The organism is Paenibacillus sp. NPDC093718, from assembly GCF_050279985.1.
In the GTDB taxonomy this organism is placed as follows: Bacteria; Bacillota; Bacilli; order Paenibacillales; family Paenibacillaceae; genus Paenibacillus_AQ.
Genome location: NZ_JBNNUS010000012.1, coordinates 61136 through 80007, shown reverse-complemented (window position 1 = coordinate 80007; position 18872 = coordinate 61136). Strand labels below are relative to the sequence as shown.

Sequence of the window (18872 nt, the reverse complement as noted above, 5' to 3'; positions counted from 1 at the left end):
GCAAAAAAGGAGACCTGTCTCATGACGAATATTCTAAGTCAATTGACAACCGAACAGCCTCATGAAAATACGCAGAACATTGATCAGTTGAGCTCAGAACAAATTATGATCCTCATCAATAGTGAGGATAGCTTGATCACCGATGCGATCCGCGAGCTTATTCCTCTTATAGCCAGAGCGGCAGATCTCGTCGTGGACGCTTTCCAGAAGGGCGGCAGATTGTTCTATATAGGTGCCGGAACCAGCGGTCGAATCGGTATTCTGGACGCATCCGAGTGTCCGCCTACCTACGGGACCGACCCTTCCATGGTGCAGGGATTGATCGCAGGTGGTTTCAGAGCCGTGAAGGAAGCTATCGAAGGTGCCGAGGATAGCGAAGAGTTAGGTGAGCAGGATATCAATGAAAACGGTATCAATGAGAAGGATGTTGTCATCGGTATCGCTGCAAGCGGCCGTACGCCCTATGTTCTTGGGGCGATGAGACGCGCCAAGGAGCGTGGAGCCGTTGTCATCGGACTCTGTAATAACTACGAATCGCCGATGCATCAGTACGCGGAATTTGTAATTGAAGCTGTTGTCGGACCCGAAGTAATTATGGGCTCCACGCGTATGAAGGCCGGTACTTCGCAAAAGCTGATTCTGAACATGCTGACAACGACCGCCATGATTCGAATCGGCAAGGTGTACAAAAACCTGATGGTCGACCTCAACCCGTCCAATAACAAGCTTGTGCACCGAGCCAAACGCATCATTACCCTGGCAACCGGAGCATCAGAAGATGCTGTGGAGAAGGCGTATCATGAAGCCGGCGCCCACGTCAAAACAGCTATCGTGATGCTGCTGGCTAATGTCAGTGCCGCGGAAGCGTCCAAACTGCTTGACGGTACCAGCGGATTTGTGCGCAGCGCGATCGATATGAAAACGACGAAGTAACATAACGTATGCGCTTCTATGGCCTATGCTGAACATCTAACGTAAAATGAAACGGGATATCCTCAGATCATGTTGATCTGGAGATATCCCGTTTCATTGTTCGCCACTATACTTGTAGTCGTCATCATGCTGATGGGCTGATTGGTCTCGTCGTTCCTTATTGTCCGTTCATGCACTTATCGGATCATTTCAGTTATAACCTCACTCGTGGAGCCGGGGCTTTTGGAACGCGTAAATTCATCGACCCTGGTCCGGCTTCCATCCTACCTGTTGTTCACTCCACTCCCACAGACGAGCGGCGAGCTTCGGATCCCTTGCCTTCTCGGTGATTTTGGCCGGTTTGCATTTGACGTAGTATTCCCCCGTCACATGCTCCACTTCAGGACTTGAAGCCAAGTATATCGCTGTCCGTGCTCCTTCAAGCGGTGTTAAGAAGAACGGGCGAAGCAGCTTGTGAACCGCATTGCCAAAGCCTGTGTCCCGGTTTACGCCAATGTTGGTGCTGACGGCACCGGGGTGAAGCGTATTAACCGTGACCCTTGTCGGCTGCAGCCGACGCGCCAGCTCCTTCGTAAATAAAATATTCGCCAATTTGGACTGCGCGTACCCTTTGGCCACATTGAATCCCTTACCGAGATTAGGGTCATCAAAATGGATGCTGCCCACTTTATGCGCGCCAGAGGATACGTTCACGATCCTCCCCTGCCGGGCATGCTGAAGAGGCTCCAGCAGTTCGTTCGTCAACAAAAAATGCCCGAGATGATTGACCCCCATCATGGCCTCGTATCCGTCCCGCGTCAATTCCCGCTTGATGGTGACCACACCTGCGTTGTTCACCAAAACATCGAGTCTGTCATATTTGGCCTTATAATCGGAAGCAAATGCCCTAATGCTATCAAAAGACCCCAAATCCAGCGTCATCAGCTCGATGTTCGAGCTGCCGCTCTCCTGCAACGCTTGCCGAAGAGCCGCTTCGCCCCTCAATTGACTACGACAAGCCATGATCACATGCGCTCCGCCTTTTGCCAGCTCCACTGTCGTAGCCAGACCCATTCCGGAGTTCGCCCCTGTTATCATGACGATTTTGCCTGTCATGTCATTCATGCACAATCCTCCTGTTCGTATCCTTCCACCATTGTAATAAGAAAAACGACTATCGACGCACTTTCTCAGAAGACAGACCACATTTAGTGGAAGTTTTTCTTGCGAGATAAGGATGGTAAGCCTCTGAAGTTTATACTTTCTTATCTCTAAAAAAAAAGCCCCGTCACCAACATCAATTTGGAGACGAGACTTCAATAACGCACCGAAAAAAGCTTATGTCAGGCTTTAACGCCTCAGGCAGCGCCATTCATTGCAAGTATGATGGCAGCCAGACCGAAACAGAGATTCAGCAAGCACAGAAATACTAATGTCTGCTTCTGATTGAGCCCCGTTGCCAGCAAACGATAATGCGCCTGCGATGCATCGGCCTGATAGATCGGCTTGGACTGAAGCATTCTGCGGATGACCACAATGATATTATCGAAGATCGGCACGCCCAGAGCGAAGATTGGAACAAATAAGGACGCCAGGGTTGCACCTTTAAACGCACCATCCAGGGCAATGATCCCGAGTATGAACCCGAGGAAGGTTGCACCGGCATCCCCCATAAACACTCGGGCCGGCGGCTTATTATATCGTAAATATCCCAGCGCAGCACCTACAAGAATGACGGCCAGCAGCGCGGATTCGCCCCTGCCCAGCGTAATCGCCACAACAAACAGCGTGCCTCCGGATATGGCGGAGAGCCCTCCAGCAAGACCGTCGATGCCATCCGAGAAATTAATAACGGTCGTTACACCGAAAATCCACAAAATCGTTAAGATGAGCTGCAGCCATTCCGGCAGGTTAATATACTGACCCGTAAACGGATTGTTGAATCCTTCAAACGCGATGCCATAGCTGTAAACAACGACGGCTGCGCTGACCTGTACAATGAGCTTCGGCAGCGAAGCCAGCTCCTTGCCTTGGGACTTATACCAATCATCCACAAGCCCAATGCCAAGAATAAGAGCACTACCGATAAAGATACCTACCGCTTCCCTTGAAATGGCGCCGGTAAGCGCAAAATAGGTGATGAAAAATCCGATAAATATGGCGACCCCCGCTGTCAGCGGTATCGGCTCGCGGTGTATTTTCCGCTCGCTGTCCGGTCTTGGCTTGTCCACAAAATCAAGCTTGATCGCAAGTTTACGAAATGGCGGAATCAGTACCAATACCAGCACCATGGATATGACAAACGCTGCAAAATAGAGCATGGTTTCCTCCCAATAAATGATGAATAATGGAGAACATTGCATTCTAAGTATATGACTTATATCGAACTCTATCAACCTATCAAAAGAAAAAGACTGCTGCATCAGTAGAATTTCTACTTAGCAGCAGCCCTCCCGGACTCACAGGTTAAGACTCCTTCTTCACCGCAAGTCCAATGATCATAACGATAAGTGCCAGCAAAGCAATCAACTGATCGATGGTCATGGTCAAAAGCCTCCTTCAAGCAGGATGGCTCTTGCCCGGGCTACACATCTCCCTCTCCCGTTAAATGCCTTACGTTTTCCCCACTACCATCTTATGAGGACTCCCACCCGTTTTATGACGGGGGCCGCCAAAAAACCTGCCTCCGTTCATAAAGCACCGGGAAGGCAGGTTGCATCGGCATACCTTGGAGAATGAGCACGTATATGGATGAGATGAGCTATTCGCACGGAGCAGCAGCGCTCATCCCGATACTCCCCCTTGTTCCGAATATGACTCGCTTCGGATTAGGCTTCCCTTACTCCGTCACGATGTCATAAATCAATACAGGCGCATCCGCATGATCTGCAATCCGAATGCTTTCATACAGCTTCTGCTTCACGTCATCCACGTTCTCGCGGTTAGCATGAATGGTTACAAGGGAATCCCCCTTCTTCACGGCATCGCCGACCTTCTTGTTCAGCATCAGGCCTACTGCCAGATCAATCTCGGATTCCTTCGTCGCGCGGCCGGCTCCAAGCAGCATCGCTGCGGTACCGATCTCATCCGCTACCAGCTCAGCGACAACACCGTCCTGCTGCGCAGGAAGCTCAATAAGGTATTGAGCCTTCGGCAGCCGGTCGGGGTGATCCACCACGGACGCATCTCCGCCCTGGTTCTGGATGAATTCCTTGAATTTCTCCAGTGCCTTGCCGTTGCGGATAACCTCTCTGAGCTTCTCTTCGGCATCTTCAAGCGAATCTGCCTTCTGAGCAAGGAAAACCATCTGCCGGCCCAGAGCCAGGCACAGCTCCTCCAGATCCTTCGGACCCTCGCCGCGAAGAGCATCAATCGCTTCCTGCACTTCCAGCGAGTTGCCGATCGCGGCCCCAAGCGGTTGGCTCATATCGGAGATGACCGCCATCGTTTTGCGGCCTACGTTGTTGCCGATGCTAACCATGGCGTGTGCCAATTCCTTGGCATCCTCCACCGTTTTCATGAACGCGCCTGCGCCGGTTTTAACGTCCAGCACAATCGCATCCGAGCCCGCGGCGATCTTCTTGCTCATGATGGAGCTGGCAATCAGCGGAATGGAGTTGACGGTAGCCGTTACATCCCGGAGCGCGTACAGTTTTTTGTCCGCCGGCGTGAGGTTTCCGGTTTGGCCGATGACGGCGATTTTATGTTGATTGACAAGGTTCACAAATTCGTCTTTGCTGATCTCCACATGGAACCCTTCGATGGACTCCAGCTTGTCGATCGTTCCTCCGGTATGGCCAAGGCCGCGTCCGGACATCTTCGCTACCGGAATATCCAGAGCCGCTACGAGCGGAGCCAGTACAAGCGTCGTCGTGTCGCCTACGCCCCCGGTGGAATGCTTATCGACCTTGATTCCCTCAATTGCGGACAGATCAATCGTTTCGCCGGAGTTTACCATCGCCATCGTCAAGTCCGCCCGCTCCCGGTCGGACATGTCCTGGAAATATATCGCCATGTTCATGGCGCTCACCTGATAGTCGGGAATATCTCCCTTGGTATATCCGTCGATGAAGAAATTGATCTCTTCTGTTGTCAGTTCCTTGCCGTCGCGTTTCTTCGCAATTAAATCAACCATTCTCATCGTACATTCTCCTCACTGTTTGCGATGATTGTGTTCCTTCCATAAAAGAGCCTCATAACAATTGCAGATCGTTCTTCCGATCGCTGCTGCCCCCAGATTCCTTATATATTGTTAATATTGTTGGAATCCGTGGGCAAAGGCGACCGCTTCGCTTCACCAATACAAATCCGCCTTCTTCGGCGGCTCAGTTTCCTTACAACGAAATCGCCGTATCCAGGGCCACTTCCATCATCTCGTTAAACGTCGTTTGCCGCTCCTCGGAAGAAGTCTCTTCCCCTGTGAGCAAATGATCGCTTACGGTCAGGATCGTCAGGGCGTTCACGCCGAATCGTGCGGCAATCGTGTACAGCGCCGTTGTCTCCATTTCCACGCCGAGCACCCCATGCTGCATCAGCTTCTCCACCACGGATTTGTCCTCGCGGTAGAACACATCGGACGTGAACACGTTGCCGACATGCATCTTCAGACCTTTCTCCTTGCCTCGCTCATACGCGCCAAGCAGCAGCGGGAAGCTGGCGATCGGGGAGAAATCATAACCGTTAAAGTGGTGACGGTTCATGCCGGAATCCGAGCAAGCCGCCTGGGCCAGAATGACGTCGCGCACCCGAACATGCTCCTGCATCGCGCCGCAGGTTCCGACACGGAACAAGTTTTTAACGCCATAATCCCGAATGAGTTCATTGACATAAATCCCGATGGAAGGCACGCCCATGCCCGAACCCTGCACGGAGATGCGTTTTCCTTTATAGGTTCCCGTAAATCCGAGCATGCCCCGCACTTCGTTGTAGCAGGTCACATCCTCCAGATACGTCTCGGCAATAAATTTAGCCCGCAGCGGGTCGCCTGGCAGCAGAATCGACTCGGCGATATCTCCCGGTTTCGCTCCAATATGTGTACTCATGTCCCATTCCTCCACTTATTCGATTATTTCAAATCATTCAAAAAGCTGGTTCCATGCTCCGGCAGCTTCACGCCGAAGTTGTCGGCAACCGTGGCACCGATGTCGGCAAAGGTTTTGCGAAGCGGCAGTTCCTTGCCTTCCGTAAAGCGAGGGGAATATACAAGCAGCGGCACGTATTCACGCGTATGGTCCGTGCCCTTGTAGGTAGGATCATTCCCGTGGTCGGCCGTGATGATCAGAAGATCATTCTCCGTCATTTTCTTGAACACCTCAGGGAGGCGCCGATCGTAATCCTCCAACGCTTGGCCATATCCTTTCGGATCACGCCGATGTCCGTACACGGCATCGAAATCTACGAGGTTCAGGAAGCTCAGACCCTTGAAGGATTCACCCAGGGTTTGCACCATTTTATCCATGCCGTCCATGTTCGATACGGTTCTGACCGCCTTCGTAATGCCTTCGCCATCATAAATATCGGAGATTTTCCCGAGGGCAATGACGTCAAGACCAGCATCTTTCATCTCGTTCATCGTGGTACGTCCGAAAGGCTTCAAGGCATAGTCATGCCGATTCGCCGTACGCTTGAAGCTCCCAACCTCGCCAATGAAAGGACGGGCGATAATCCGGCCGAGCATATAAGGATCCTCCAGCGTGATTTCGCGGCAGAACTCGCAGATTTCATACAGCTCTTTCAGTGGAACTACATCCTCATGCGCTGCGATTTGAAGCACGGAGTCCGCCGAGGTATAGATGATCAAAGCCCCCGTTTTTACATGCTCTTCGCCAAGCTCTTCGATAATCTCCGTTCCGCTGGCCGGCTTGTTGCCGATAACCTTGCGTCCGGTCTTCTCTTCAATGCGCTGGATCAGCTCGTCAGGGAACCCGTCCGGGAATACACGGAATGGCGTATCAATATACAAGCCCATGATCTCCCAGTGGCCTGTCATGGTGTCTTTACCATTCGAAGCTTCCTGCATCTTCGTATAGTAAGCCCGAGGTTGATCCGCAGCAGGGATTCCCTCGATCTCCCGAATGTTGGACAGACCGAGCGCAGCCATATTCGGCATGTTGAGCCCGCCGCATTCGCGGGCAATATGACCCAGGGTGTCGGATCCGATATCGTCAAAATCAGCCGCATCCGGTGCTTCGCCGATACCTACAGAGTCCAATACAATTAAATGAATTCGATCAAAACGTTCCATATCCAAGTGATCCCCCTCATATATGAGTTTTTTAAATCAAACTATCCATAAGGCTCGCTTGTAGTAGTTCGTTTCCTGCCAGGCTTACAGGAACAGTCCGGTAATGGTGGCCGACAGCACGCTCACCAGCGTCGCCCCGTACAGCAGCTTTAGGCCGAAGCGGGCAACCACGTTCCCCTGCTTCTCGTTCAGGCCTTTGACCGCGCCGGCAATGATGCCGATCGAGGAGAAGTTGGCAAAGGACACCAGGAATACCGATACGATTCCCACGGTGCGTTCGGACATATTCGTAAAGTTGGCCAGGCTAAGCATCGCTACGAACTCATTCGAAACGAGCTTCGTAGCCATGATGCTGCCTGCATCCACTGCCTCTTTCCAAGGCACCCCCATCACAAAGGCGAATGGAGCAAAGATGTAACCTAACAGCTCCTGGAAGGTGATTCCGAAAATCATATCAAAAATACCGTTGATCATTGCAATCAACGCAACGAAGCCGAGGAGCATCGCCGCAACGGTAATCGCGACCTTGAAACCATCCATGATGTATTCGCCCAGCATCTCGAAGAAGGATTGCTTCTCCTCCTCCTGCACCTCCAGAATATCCTCTTCCTTATCCACCTTGTAGGGGTTGACGATGGAAGCAATGATAAATCCGCCAAACAGGTTCAGCACAAGCGCGGTCACCACATACCGCGGCTCGATCATGGTCATGTATGCCCCGACGATCGACATCGATACCGTGGACATCGCGGAAGCACAGAGCGTATACATGCGGTGCTTCGGAATTAAGGCGATCTGTTTTTTAACCGAGATAAACACCTCGGATTGCCCCAGGATTGCGGAAGCTACCGCATTGTAAGACTCCAGCTTGCCCATGCCGTTGACTTTACTCAAGACGAGACCGATATATCTTACGATAAACGGCAGTACCTTAATATATTGAAGTATACCAATCAAAGCAGAAATAAACACGATTGGCAGCAGGACATTCAAGAAGAACGGACCTGCACCCTCATTAGCAATGCCGCCAAATACAAACTCGATTCCGGCTCCAGCGTAGTCAAGCAGCGCTTTAAACGTATTCGCTATCCCTTTAACAAGATACTCGCCGACATTCGTGTTCAGCAGGATAAATCCAAGGATCAGCTGCAGCACAATCATGACAGCCAGCGGACGGTAACGAATGTTGCGCTTATCATTGCTGATAAGGAACGCAAGACCGAATACGACCAGCAAACCTAGTATGGCGATTAGAAATTTCATCGTCGATGTTCCCCCATAGGTGAATTTTTTTGATAGATGGATGGCTACCGAATCATCGAAAACCGTATAATCCAAAAAACGATTTAGTAGGAAGAGCTGGATTGGCCGCCCTCCATAATTTTCACGCCGGAGCTGGCTCCGATACGCGTTGCGCCCGCTTCAATCATGCGATCCATGTCTTCCTTGCTGCGCACGCCGCCGGAAGCCTTAACGCCGGTGTTCTCGCCAACGGTTTTGCGCATCAAGGCTACGTCTTCCGGCGTCGCTCCGCCCGTGGAGAACCCTGTTGACGTCTTCACGAAATCAGCTCCCGCTTGCACGGACAGCTTGCAGGCACGCACCTTTTCTTCCTCCGTCAGAAGACTTGTCTCAATGATGACTTTAACCAGCGCTTTGCCTTTCGCTGCGTCCACTACAGCCTGAATATCGTCCAGCACAAGCTCATCGTTACGATCTTTGAGCGCACCGATGTTGATGACCATATCAACCTCCGTAGCTCCATTGGCGATAGCGTCCTTCGCTTCAAAAGCTTTTACCGCCGATGTCGTAGCTCCCAGAGGGAAACCGATAACCGTGCATACTTTGACGTTGGTGTCCGCTAGCTGCTCAGCACAGTAGGATACCCAAGTCGGGTTCACGCAAACCGAAGCAAATCCGTACTTTTTGGCCTCTTCCGTAATTTTCGCAATCTCGGCTTGGGTTGCATCCGCCTTTAAGAGCGTGTGGTCGATCATTCCTGCTATATTCATCTGGTTAAAACACTCCTTAATCTGTTTTTTAATAACTTGTAAAAGCGCTATCATAACGCTTAATCCTTTAGACGGGACCATCATATCACAGCCTTGAACATATGTAAAATACATATTGAAAATATGTTCATACCGATTTATGGCAATGATATTTATCATTGTTGACTAAAACGACAATCCATCATTCAGGAATAATCTAACAATTCCCTCCGTTTACTATGCTCTATACCCGATCAGGGTAAACAGAAACAAAGAATCGGCCTCCTGTTAAGCTAGGGTCATCAATTATCTGCGCACAAAAAACACCCCGTCCAGATAAGTTTGAAGCCGTAACCGCTTCGAATCTCCCTGAACGAGGTGCTGTAAACTTTGACATTATGTCGAACTTTTTATGATAACAAGGCTTGCGCCGTAAACTGGTCCGTCACCAGGATGTTTGCATATTTGCCGATCAGCGCTGCTCGAATGGCATCTACCTTACGCTGACCGCCTGCCACGAGAATGGATTTCTCCTTGTGGCGCAAATCTTCCAAATCGATGCCCACCGTACGGTTGTTAATATCCTCGCTGCACACCGTGCCCTCCGCGTCAAAAAACCGGGAGCAAATATCGCCCGCGCCGATCCGCTGCAGCAGCTTCTGTTCCTCCTTGCTAAGATACCCGAGTCTGAACAGAAGCGCATCCTCATGAACGGTACCCACCGTAAACATGGCGATGTTCGCTTGTTTGCCTAATTGGATAATCCGCTGGATATGCCGGTCCCTCTCCACCATCTCTTTCAGCTCGGTGGTGTCAAAGATGACGGGCAGCGGCAAGTATCTCGCCATCGTGTGATACGCCTCGGCAAACAGATTGACGATCTCTGCGGCATACGTGTTCACATGCGAGTGACTGACGCCGCCCTTCAACTGCACGACCTCGACGCCCCGAACGGGCTTCTGCTGCAGCTGAAGCGCCACGGCATGCATGGTCGTTCCCCAGGTCACGCCGATGATATCGGCATCCTGGACCGTTTCATGCAGGTAATCGGCTGCCCTTTTGCTGATATGCTTCTGGATTTCACGGTATTCATTGATGGGAGAATAACTCACCAGCACCTGTTCCAATCCGTACTTCTTCTTCACTCCTTCGCCCAAAGCGTCCAGGTCCTCGAGAGGGTCGACGATGCTGATCTGCACGTAGCCCTGCTCCTTGGCGTGCTGAAGAAGCCTGGAGACCGTAGGACGTGAAACGCCGAGCCTTGTCGCGATATCCTGCTGGCTGTAATCCGACATATAATACAATCTTGCCGCCTCAATGCTAAGGCGCTGTTTATCCTGATCCATGATCCAACCCACTTTTATTATGTCGTAATCGAATTGGGTCCATTATACATCGTTATGCTGATGATTTCGATAGCTGCCGCCGTTATGGACAAACAAGCGCCCGATCAACGATTGTATTCCTGACGTTTCAGGGATACACCGTTGATACGGACGCTTGCAAAGGATCAGCCTATACCGGCTGAACGTATTCGAGCGGAGATACCCGGCCATAGGAGGTCTTCGCGCCTTGGATCGGCGCTGCCCAGGCCACGGCATTGGCAATTACCTGTTGAATTTCAGGTTGATGGTAGGTAGGGAATGCTTCATGACCCGGTCTGAAATAGAACAGCTTGCCGCGTCCGCGCTTGTAGCAGCAGCCGCTGCGGAACACCTCGCCGCCTTCGAACCAGGAGACAAACACCAGTTCATCCGGTGCCGGAATCTCAAAGCGCTCACCGTACATTTCCTCCTGCGGAACCTCGATATATTCTCCAAGTCCGCTTACGATCGGATGGCTGGGATCGATGACCCACAACCGTTCCTTCTCGCCGTCATCGCGCCATTTCAGTGCGCCTGTGTTCGTGCCGAGGAGGCGCTGGAAAATCTTCGAGCCGTGACCGGAATGCAGGACGATGATTCCCATGCCGTCCAATACGCGCTGACGCACTTTTTCCACGATATCATCCCGTACTTCACCGTGAGCCACATGCCCCCACCAGATCAGAACATCCGTTGAAGCGAGCACCTCGTCCGTCAAGCCGTGTTCCGGATCATCCAATACGGCGGTGCGTACGACGAACTGTGCATCCTTTCCCAGAAAATCGGCAATCGTACGGTGGATGCCTTCAGGGTAAATCTTAGCGATCTGTTCATTATGTCTCTCGTGCCGGTATTCATTCCATACCGTTACATTGATATTAGCCAAGGGTAGTGGCCTCCTTTAATATTGAAATCCAGCGACCTCTTATACATTCATCCCAAGTATAAGCTGTGTTACAATGAACGGGAATGTGTGAAAGTTACTCTTTTTGTACAAAAACGACTTCACGTTTTTTGGGGAGAGGGTGGAAATTCGTGCTAGCGATGAACGCTGACTATGTGCCAAGGATTAAACTGATGGGATTTGTCTCTTACAAGAACCCCTGGATTCATTTCAAGCGGAACACACACGAGTATATTCTGTATTTCGTGAAGAGCGGCGAGCTTCATATGCGGGAGAACGGCGTTTCCCATGTGCTCAAGAAAGGCGACTTGCTGGTCCTTGAACCGCATCTGGACCACGAGGGAACCCAGAAGTATCCCTGCGACTACTACTATATTCATTTTGAACACCCCGATATTCGTCAAACCCCCGAGCGCCCCTTACCCTTGCTGGCCAAGCAGTGGATCATGGGCGAGAACGAGACGGCATCCAAGGACGACAGCAGGCAGCTATATTTCCCCAAGACCTGCACGCTAACCCAGAAAAAAAGCCTTCATCATATGTACCATGCCCTCGGCGAAATGCTGCAGCTGTACAGGCGGAAGCACTTTAACCGTAGTTTGACCGCGCTCAAATTCATGGAAATGCTGATCGAGCTTTCCCGGGAGAGCCTGTTCGATGAGCTGGAGAAGAACAGCCCGCATACCAAGTCCTATATGAAGGTGCATGCACTGCTCGACTACATCCATGAACATTACGCCGAGAAAATCATCAGCTCGGATATCGAACAGCGCTTCGAATGCAATTATGATTACATCAATCGGGTATTCGCCAAGCTTACCGGCCATACGATCATGCGATATGTGAATCAGGTACGAATCAATCATGCGAAGGAATTGATCGAGGCCACGCACCTTAGCTTCGGTGAGATCGGGTATCTGACCGGCCTGGAGGATCCGTTCTATTTCAGCAAGATTTTCAAAAAATACGTCGGCATGTCCCCGAATCAATACTATAAGCAGGTACGCGAGAAGGAATAAGCTTGGCTTACCCGTTTCTGGCTCCCTGCATTATGGTCGTCGTATCGTCGTGGATAGAACCAGGCAAGCGTTTAACGGTTGACCTTCGGCGTTGGGGATAACCCGCCACCCCTCCAAGTTAATAGGGAGTTATCCTTGCACTTCTCCACATTTGTTCACAAACGCTGGATAACTTCCTTGAAATAAAAGATCGGAAATTCAGTTTGTGCGGAACGAACGGGGATAATGTTCATAACTCTGTGTATAACGAACTTATTCAGGATGTTATACACAGTCCTTCCGGTGTGAGGTAAGTCTTTTGTGTTAATTATCCACATGCGTTGATTTGGATTTTTCCGCATGAATCCGGAATCATGGCATATAAAAAAAAACGAGAACAGGGAAACCTCCTCCCTGTCTTCGCTTTTTAATAGTAAGGTGCCCGTCCACTCATAATGACGTCGATATCTAAAAGCACCCTTTATATAGCTTCGAACGGTTCCCTTCTGCTCCCCCTCGTTACTTGCGCCCGTAATCGGCCTTAATCTCTCCCCAGCTCTTCGTTTGCCATTTCAGCACCTTGTTCTCATATGTATTGGTTCGAAGCCAGTGCTCGGCCCGGTCCACCAGATCCCAGATCTCTTTGGTTGACGCATCCCGCGGAAGCGTGGAGACCACCTTCTTCTGCTTCAGCCATTTGAGCGCATTCATGGAATCGCTGTACACCGTCTTGGTGCTGCCGATTTTCTTCAAATAAGCCAGTGCGTGGACGATGGCCAGAAACTCGCCGAGATTGTTCGTTCCCTTCGAAATCGGTCCGCACGAGAACAGAATATCTCCCGTCTGCGTATCCACGCCTTTGTACTCGACGGGTCCCGGGTTTCCTCGCGTCCCCACATCTACGGAAATGCTGTCATAATCGATCTCGCCCGGTTCTTCGGCGGCAGATGCGCTGCTTCGCTTGTAGTTTTTGGAGCCTGAGCTGCCCGATTTGCCTCCGGACTGCTGCCCCCAGTAATTTTTATAACCGGCCGCATATGCCTGTTCCGCTTCGCTCCGGGATTCAAACGCCTTGAACTTCGCACCTGTAAACTGATTGACCTGCTGCTGGCAGTCGCCCCAGCTTGTATAAATTCCGGGCACTTTACCTACCCAGACTACATAATATTTTTGCTTCGCCATCCTAAACCTCCATCCTGAACTAACCTCTCTAGCGTACTATATCACATCCTCCGAAACCAACAAAAAAAGCGCCATCGTCTCCGATCCGCTTTCTGTGTTTGATCTTATTCAATTGTTCCTGTTTCGTCGGCTTTACTCTCACGTGCTGTGACAGCGCACTGTAATCTTCGTTGGTCTTTCTCATCGAGACGGCTGACCATGTTCCGGCACGTTCCGCTTTGCGGAGCGCTTTTTGCGTTTTGGTACGGGCCATGAGGCTCACACTCCTTGTATTATGGAATTCCCTTATATTGTACGGCAAAATGGATGGGAATGGAACAAAAGGCAGTCTGGGATTTCATCTCCTTCTTCACAAAACCTATGATATAATACGGAATCATTGGAGAATAGATCCAATTAAGATAAGAGGGGTTGAAGCGATATGAAACTAGAGCGGCTCATATCCATGATTTACATGCTGCTGAACAACGAGATCCTGTCCGCGTCTGCCCTGGCAGAGAAATATAACGTGTCCCAGCGAACCATATACCGCGACATTGATGCGATCTGCGCAGCCGGCATTCCCGTTGTATCGTATCAGGGAGTGAACGGCGGTTATGGCATTATGGAGCAATACAAGATGGACAAAAGCTTGCTTGGCTCCTACGATGTCAGCGCCTTGATCACCATCCTGCACAGCATGTCCACGGTGTTTGAGGATGAACGGGCCATGGATACCATTCAGCGTCTGCAGACCATTGATCGTTCCGCCAATTCGGCATCACAGGGATTGTCCATGGATATCGGGAGCTGGCGCTCTTACAACGAAAGCCTCCGACTTCTTCGCCGCGCCATTACCGACAAGCATGTGATCTCCTTTCAATACATAAGCGCCAAGAATGAACGCATTCACCGTAAAGTCGAGCCCCTGCGACTCATGTATAAATTCGGATCCTGGTATTTGTACGGTTTCTGCAGAACAAGGGCCGATTACCGCGAATTCCGAATTTCAAGAATATCGGAGCTGTCCCCCTCCGCCGAGCCCTTTTTGCACCAGCATTCGGAGGAGCACACGCACGGTCCTCATCTTCAAGAGCAAAATCCGTACGACCGATGGGAGAAGCCTACCTGGGAGCCTTCACCCGATGCGATGGAAGTCATCCTTCACGTATCCCCCCGTGCCTTGGCCAAAGCGATGGATCAATTCTATGATGTGCAGCGGGAATTTTATGAAGACGGCTCGCTCCGTCTCACGTTCAAGGTCCAAGATCCGGATTCCTGGTGGTTCTGGTCGACCCTGCTGAGCTTTGGCGAGGATATAGAGATCATTGAGCCGGCTGACCTAAGGACGCTCATGCAATCCAAATTAGAAAAAATGCTGCAGGTATACGCAAAAGTATGACAGTCCGCTGTCATACTTTTTTATTTACAATGTTCCCAAGAAAGCAAAAACACGAAGCCAAAGGGGACGATCACGATGAATTATCCTGTAAAAATGTATGAGTACCATGTATGGGCCAACCAAGTGATATTCAACCGACTGCTGGAGCTGCCGGGGGAATTGTACAATCAGAGAATAACGAGCATTTTCCCAACCGTATCCGAGGCGTTGATTCACATTTACACGGCGGATCTTGGATGGATCAACATTTTGTCCGGGATGGATATGCGCTCCGCATTGGCTGAGGCCTACCAGCTTCGGGAAGAGCTCGAAGCGATTTCGCTGGATGACCTGAACCTGCGGTTTATCGAATTGTCGGATCGATACGCTGCGTTTCTCCGCCAGCAGCCTGACCTGGAGCGGATGATCCGCTTGGATAATCCTTATGCGGGCATCCGGGATACCCGTCTCTCCGAGATCATGCTTCATGTGGTGAACCACGGTACTTACCATCGTGGAAATATTGCCGCCATGATGCGCCAACTCGGAAGCTCCTCTGCGATGACCGACTACGCTTTTTTTTGGTACCAGAGTGAACCGGAGTTGGTGCTTGCCTAAATAACACACAGCACTAGCGGCAATCCCATGATCCGACAATTCCATGCCGGTTCAGGCCGGCAAAAGCCGCAGCCAAAAAGCCTGCTCCAGAACCTGGTCCGAAGCAGGCTTTCCTGTTTCCTGTTTCCTGTTTCCTGTTTCCTGTTAGAAGCGTGCTACAATTTGCGTCCTTCCGTCAATCGAACCCAGAAGCCGCCTTTAAAGCTCTTCGGTTCATGGGAAATAATGAACGCCTGCGGCGACATTTTAGATAGTGACTCCATCAACCGCCGCTCGTTCTTCCGTTTCACTAGAACTTGAAGCACAAGCCGTTTGCCATCCTTGCCGTCCGCTTCCCAGGCGGTCACGCCATACCCCTTCTCCCGGAGGTTCATCGCCAGGTTGGTCTCAACGGAATTCACGATAACCTGTACCACGATGTATCCGAGTGCCAAATATTCCTCGATCCGGCTGCCGGCATAAACGCCAAGGCCGAAGCCCAGGCAATAAGCGGCCATATTAAAGGGGTTGTCCAGATTTTGCAGGACGAGATTGAGGCCGAGCAAGTAAACGAATACCTCCAGCATGGCCAGAAGGGAGGCAATCCCCCTTCTGCCTTTGATCATCAGAATCAGCCGCAGCGAAAAGATCGAGACATAAACTACATTGATGCCGATGATGGAGCCGATAAGTGACAGCGAGATCATAAAGAATCACGGGTGGCGATATATTCCGGTCTTGGCTTCTGGCCCGAATACGGCAGTTTAACCTTATTCTCCACGCTGTTATAGACCATAAAGATATTGCTGCGCGGCATCGGCGTAATGTTGCTGTTCGAACCGTGCATAATGTTGCAGTCAAAAATCACGATTGACCCCGCTTTGCCGACAGGCGTGTCGATACCCCTTTTCTGCACCATGCGGGTCAGGCTGTCATGATCTGGAACGCCGTACTCCTGCTTGCGCAGGGAATCCTTGAAATGATTCTCCGGCGTTTGGCCGATGCAGGCCACGAATTCCTTATGCGATCCAGGCACAACCATAAGCGGTCCGTTATAAGAGTAGTTATCCTCCAGAGCAATGGAGCAGCTCAAGGCTCTCATACGAGGCATGCCATCCTCAACATGCCATGTTTCGAAATCGGAGTGCCAATAGAACTCTTTGCCCGTGAAGCCCGGCTTGTAATTAATCCGCGATTGATGGATATACGTCTCGCTTCCCAAGAGATACTCCATGATCGCCAAGAGTCTCGGATGCCGGGACAGCTTCTTGAACACTTCATGGCTCTCATGAACCGCAAAGACCGATCGAACTTCGTTCCCGCCCGGCTCCCGGATCACTTCATCCTGGTTCAGCTCTCTTGCCGATACCTGTAAACTGCTGGCTTCCGCCTGAAATACCGACAACTCCTCTCGACCAAAGAAGTCTTCCAGGAATAAATATCCGTTGCGCTCATAGAAGTCGGATTGCTCCTGCGTTAACGCAGCATCCGGCGTCCATTCCGAATGAACGACAGGATCCTGTCTCTTTAGGATCCGGGGCTCCGAATGCACTCTTGAAGGATAAACGTCCAGTTCTTTTTCCTGAAAGGCCGACACATGATTATTACTCATCGCATATCATCTCCTTAGTCTGAAATTGGGGCGAGCAGCGGATAGGTTCCTTCCTCATCGTGAACTTCAGCACCGGTAAGCGGCGGATTGAATACGCAGACCATCCGCATTTGCGAACGTGCTCTCAAATAATGCTTCTCATGACCGTCCAGCGCGTACATCATCCCTGGGGATATCGAGTAGGTTTCACCCCCGACAATCTCGATTTCCCCCTCTCCTTCGATGCAGTACACGGCTTCGACGTGGTTTTTGTACCAGATCAGCGTCTCCGTTCCGGCCTTGACGAGGGTATCATTGAGAGAGAAGCCCATGCCATCCTTCGTCAGCAGCAGCCTTCTCGAATTCCATGTCTGGGTATCGATATCGTCTTTGGTATCCACGATCTCTTCCAAATGTTTAACAATCATGACAACCTCTCCTCTGCAGCTAATTGTTTCATACTGTTCTCAAATATCCCCAATCCCTGTGCCAATGTGTTCATTTCAATCGTTAGTGGCGGCATCAGCTTTGCCACTTCGCTGTACGGACCGGACGTTTCCATAATCAGTCCATGCTCGAAGGCCATCTCGGACAGCCTGCCCGCGAGCTCCGGTTTATCAAAAGCAACCCCCTGAATCATGCCTCTGCCGCGGATTTCGCCGCCGAGCTGGGGATAATCCTTCACAACGCCTTCCAATGATTGGCGAATCCGATTTTCCCTGATGCCGATATCAAGCTGGAAATCTTTCGTTTTCCAATAATTCAGCGCTTCGGCCGCGGCAACGAATCCGAGATTATTGCCCCGGAAGGTACCGTTATGCTCCCCCGGCTCCCATATATCGATCTCCGGTCTGATCAGCGTAATCGCCATCGGCAAGCCAAAGCCGCCAATCGATTTCGAGAGGCATATGATATCCGGCTCAATGCCGGCATCATCAAAACTAAAGAACGGCCCGGTTCGGCCGCAGCCCATCTGGATATCATCCAAAATCAGCAGCATTCCCTTATCCTTGCAGATGCTCGCAAGCTTCTGCAGCCATTCCCGGCTGGCGGCGTTCAATCCGCCTTCGCCCTGCACCGCCTCGACGATCACTGCGGCCGGCAGCGGAATGCCGCTTCCCGGATCATCCAGAAGCTTCTCCATATATGCCATCGTATCCACGTCGTCACCAAAGTAACCGTCATACGGCATAAACACGGAGTGGCTTAGATCCACGCCGGCACCCTGGCGCTTGAAGGAGTTGCCGGTTACCGCCAGCGATCCCAGCGACATGCCATGAAAGGCATTCGTGAAACACATAACGGTGCTGCGCCCTGTTACTTTACGGGCGATTTTGAGCGCGGCCTCCACGGCATTCGTTCCGGTCGGACCGGGAAACATCACCTTGTGATCCCACCCGCGCGGCTTCAGGATGACCTCCTGAAAGCGGGTCAGAAACGTTTCCTTCGCACCCGTAGCCATATCCAGGCTATGCGTGACGCCGTCCTTCAGGATATAGTCGACCACCTTCTCGCGAATCTTCTCATTGTTATGTCCGTAATTTAAAGCGCCGGCTCCCGCAAAAAAATCAATGTATTCATTGCCCTGCGTATCCCACAGCTTCGCATTCCGGGCCTTGTCAAAAACCGTCTGAAAGCTCCGGCAATAACTTCTTACTTCCGATTCCAGCTTGTTAAACACAGTAAGCTTCGGTTTCTCCATGACTTGGTTGTCCATAGTTCCCTCCAT

Annotated in this window: 19 protein-coding genes; 4 read left to right on the top strand and 15 right to left on the bottom strand. The window is 51.1% G+C overall.

Annotation, left to right across the window (positions count from 1 at the left end):
- Positions 1-21 precede the first annotated feature (21 nt).
- Positions 22-933, top strand: coding sequence for an N-acetylmuramic acid 6-phosphate etherase (gene murQ / locus ACQKPA_RS28135; RefSeq protein WP_427495718.1), 912 nt, complete (start codon positions 22-24; stop codon positions 931-933).
- A gap of 237 nt (positions 934-1170) precedes the next feature.
- Here murQ and ACQKPA_RS28130 read toward each other — a convergent pair whose 3' ends face one another.
- The 9 genes from ACQKPA_RS28130 to ACQKPA_RS28090 all read right to left on the bottom strand — a co-directional run bounded on the left by ACQKPA_RS28130 (position 1171) and on the right by ACQKPA_RS28090 (position 11397).
- A complete protein-coding gene (locus ACQKPA_RS28130; protein WP_427495717.1) occupies positions 1171-2037 on the bottom strand; it encodes an SDR family oxidoreductase in 867 nt (288 codons plus the stop codon).
- 233 nt (positions 2038-2270) lie between these two features.
- Positions 2271-3233 carry an MraY family glycosyltransferase gene (locus ACQKPA_RS28125; RefSeq protein ID WP_071219702.1) on the bottom strand — a complete coding sequence of 321 codons (963 nt, stop codon included), beginning with the start codon at positions 3231-3233 and terminating at the stop codon, positions 2271-2273.
- Positions 3234-3751: 518 nt separating this feature from the next.
- Positions 3752-5053, bottom strand: coding sequence for a pyrimidine-nucleoside phosphorylase (locus tag ACQKPA_RS28120; protein ID WP_427495716.1), 1302 nt, complete (start codon positions 5051-5053; stop codon positions 3752-3754).
- A 193-nt stretch (positions 5054-5246) separates the two neighbouring features.
- Complete coding sequence (deoD, locus tag ACQKPA_RS28115) at positions 5247-5954, bottom strand: purine-nucleoside phosphorylase (RefSeq protein WP_076325327.1); 708 nt, start codon at positions 5952-5954, stop codon at positions 5247-5249.
- A 23-nt stretch (positions 5955-5977) separates the two neighbouring features.
- Positions 5978-7156, bottom strand: a complete 1179-nt coding sequence (gene deoB / locus ACQKPA_RS28110) for a phosphopentomutase (protein ID WP_427495715.1) — start codon at positions 7154-7156, stop codon at positions 5978-5980.
- A gap of 84 nt (positions 7157-7240) precedes the next feature.
- Positions 7241-8419, bottom strand: coding sequence for a NupC/NupG family nucleoside CNT transporter (locus ACQKPA_RS28105; protein WP_427495714.1), 1179 nt, complete (start codon positions 8417-8419; stop codon positions 7241-7243).
- Between the two features lie 83 nt (positions 8420-8502).
- A complete protein-coding gene (deoC, locus tag ACQKPA_RS28100) occupies positions 8503-9168 on the bottom strand; it encodes a deoxyribose-phosphate aldolase (RefSeq protein ID WP_427495713.1) in 666 nt (221 codons plus the stop codon).
- Between the two features lie 389 nt (positions 9169-9557).
- Positions 9558-10493: a sugar-binding transcriptional regulator gene (locus tag ACQKPA_RS28095; protein WP_260068199.1), complete on the bottom strand. Its 936-nt coding sequence runs from the start codon at positions 10491-10493 to the stop codon at positions 9558-9560.
- Positions 10494-10662: 169 nt separating this feature from the next.
- Entirely contained in the window at positions 10663-11397 is a 735-nt protein-coding gene (locus tag ACQKPA_RS28090; protein WP_071219709.1) for a ThuA domain-containing protein, read from the bottom strand.
- A 158-nt stretch (positions 11398-11555) separates the two neighbouring features.
- Between ACQKPA_RS28090 and ACQKPA_RS28085 the strand changes: the two genes are divergently transcribed.
- Positions 11556-12434 (top strand): AraC family transcriptional regulator, encoded by an 879-nt coding sequence (locus tag ACQKPA_RS28085; RefSeq protein WP_427495818.1) that lies wholly within the window; start codon positions 11556-11558, stop codon positions 12432-12434.
- Positions 12435-12932: 498 nt separating this feature from the next.
- Here the strand turns inward: ACQKPA_RS28085 and rnhA are convergent, their stop codons facing one another.
- Both rnhA and ACQKPA_RS28075 read right to left on the bottom strand, forming a co-directional pair.
- Complete coding sequence (gene rnhA, locus ACQKPA_RS28080; RefSeq protein ID WP_427495711.1) at positions 12933-13595, bottom strand: ribonuclease H; 663 nt, start codon at positions 13593-13595, stop codon at positions 12933-12935.
- A gap of 28 nt (positions 13596-13623) precedes the next feature.
- On the bottom strand, positions 13624-13848 hold the full coding sequence (locus ACQKPA_RS28075; protein ID WP_054404324.1) for a hypothetical protein: 225 nt from the start codon (positions 13846-13848) through the stop codon (positions 13624-13626).
- Positions 13849-14016: 168 nt separating this feature from the next.
- On the opposite strand from ACQKPA_RS28075, the gene ACQKPA_RS28070 reads away from it, so the two are divergent.
- A complete protein-coding gene (locus tag ACQKPA_RS28070; protein WP_427495710.1) occupies positions 14017-14976 on the top strand; it encodes a helix-turn-helix transcriptional regulator in 960 nt (319 codons plus the stop codon).
- A 75-nt stretch (positions 14977-15051) separates the two neighbouring features.
- Positions 15052-15573 carry a DinB family protein gene (locus tag ACQKPA_RS28065; protein ID WP_427495709.1) on the top strand — a complete coding sequence of 174 codons (522 nt, stop codon included), beginning with the start codon at positions 15052-15054 and terminating at the stop codon, positions 15571-15573.
- A gap of 155 nt (positions 15574-15728) precedes the next feature.
- Here ACQKPA_RS28065 and ACQKPA_RS28060 read toward each other — a convergent pair whose 3' ends face one another.
- The 4 genes from ACQKPA_RS28060 to ectB are packed head-to-tail and all read right to left on the bottom strand — an operon-like array spanning position 15729 to position 18860.
- Positions 15729-16259 carry a DUF2179 domain-containing protein gene (locus ACQKPA_RS28060; protein ID WP_015737571.1) on the bottom strand — a complete coding sequence of 177 codons (531 nt, stop codon included), beginning with the start codon at positions 16257-16259 and terminating at the stop codon, positions 15729-15731.
- The gene (thpD, locus tag ACQKPA_RS28055; protein ID WP_427495708.1) at positions 16256-17164 is read right to left on the bottom strand and encodes an ectoine hydroxylase; all 909 of its coding nucleotides are present in this window, start codon (positions 17162-17164) and stop codon (positions 16256-16258) included. Before thpD ends, ACQKPA_RS28060 begins: the two co-directional genes overlap by 4 nt.
- A 14-nt stretch (positions 17165-17178) precedes the next feature.
- The gene (locus ACQKPA_RS28050) at positions 17179-17571 is read right to left on the bottom strand and encodes an ectoine synthase (RefSeq protein WP_427495707.1); all 393 of its coding nucleotides are present in this window, start codon (positions 17569-17571) and stop codon (positions 17179-17181) included.
- Positions 17568-18860, bottom strand: coding sequence for a diaminobutyrate--2-oxoglutarate transaminase (gene ectB, locus ACQKPA_RS28045; RefSeq protein WP_427495706.1), 1293 nt, complete (start codon positions 18858-18860; stop codon positions 17568-17570). The genes ACQKPA_RS28050 and ectB overlap by 4 nt, the downstream gene beginning before the upstream one ends.
- Positions 18861-18872 lie beyond the last annotated feature (12 nt).

Coding starts and splice junctions, on each gene's coding strand:
- ACQKPA_RS28130 (WP_427495717.1), bottom strand. CDS start 2,037: ATGAATGACATGACAGGCAAAATCGTCATGATAACAGGGGCGAACTCC.
- ACQKPA_RS28050 (WP_427495707.1), bottom strand. CDS start 17,571: ATGATTGTTAAACATTTGGAAGAGATCGTGGATACCAAAGACGATATC.
- ACQKPA_RS28105 (WP_427495714.1), bottom strand. CDS start 8,419: ATGAAATTTCTAATCGCCATACTAGGTTTGCTGGTCGTATTCGGTCTT.
- ACQKPA_RS28085 (WP_427495818.1), top strand. CDS start 11,556: ATGAACGCTGACTATGTGCCAAGGATTAAACTGATGGGATTTGTCTCT.
- murQ (WP_427495718.1), top strand. CDS start 22: ATGACGAATATTCTAAGTCAATTGACAACCGAACAGCCTCATGAAAAT.
- ACQKPA_RS28120 (WP_427495716.1), bottom strand. CDS start 5,053: ATGAGAATGGTTGATTTAATTGCGAAGAAACGCGACGGCAAGGAACTG.
- ACQKPA_RS28060 (WP_015737571.1), bottom strand. CDS start 16,259: ATGATCTCGCTGTCACTTATCGGCTCCATCATCGGCATCAATGTAGTT.
- deoB (WP_427495715.1), bottom strand. CDS start 7,156: ATGGAACGTTTTGATCGAATTCATTTAATTGTATTGGACTCTGTAGGT.
- ACQKPA_RS28075 (WP_054404324.1), bottom strand. CDS start 13,848: ATGGCCCGTACCAAAACGCAAAAAGCGCTCCGCAAAGCGGAACGTGCC.
- ACQKPA_RS28125 (WP_071219702.1), bottom strand. CDS start 3,233: ATGCTCTATTTTGCAGCGTTTGTCATATCCATGGTGCTGGTATTGGTA.
- thpD (WP_427495708.1), bottom strand. CDS start 17,164: ATGAGTAATAATCATGTGTCGGCCTTTCAGGAAAAAGAACTGGACGTT.
- rnhA (WP_427495711.1), bottom strand. CDS start 13,595: ATGGCGAAGCAAAAATATTATGTAGTCTGGGTAGGTAAAGTGCCCGGA.
- ACQKPA_RS28095 (WP_260068199.1), bottom strand. CDS start 10,493: ATGGATCAGGATAAACAGCGCCTTAGCATTGAGGCGGCAAGATTGTAT.
- ACQKPA_RS28065 (WP_427495709.1), top strand. CDS start 15,052: ATGAATTATCCTGTAAAAATGTATGAGTACCATGTATGGGCCAACCAA.
- deoC (WP_427495713.1), bottom strand. CDS start 9,168: ATGAATATAGCAGGAATGATCGACCACACGCTCTTAAAGGCGGATGCA.
- deoD (WP_076325327.1), bottom strand. CDS start 5,954: ATGAGTACACATATTGGAGCGAAACCGGGAGATATCGCCGAGTCGATT.
- ACQKPA_RS28070 (WP_427495710.1), top strand. CDS start 14,017: ATGAAACTAGAGCGGCTCATATCCATGATTTACATGCTGCTGAACAAC.
- ectB (WP_427495706.1), bottom strand. CDS start 18,860: ATGGACAACCAAGTCATGGAGAAACCGAAGCTTACTGTGTTTAACAAG.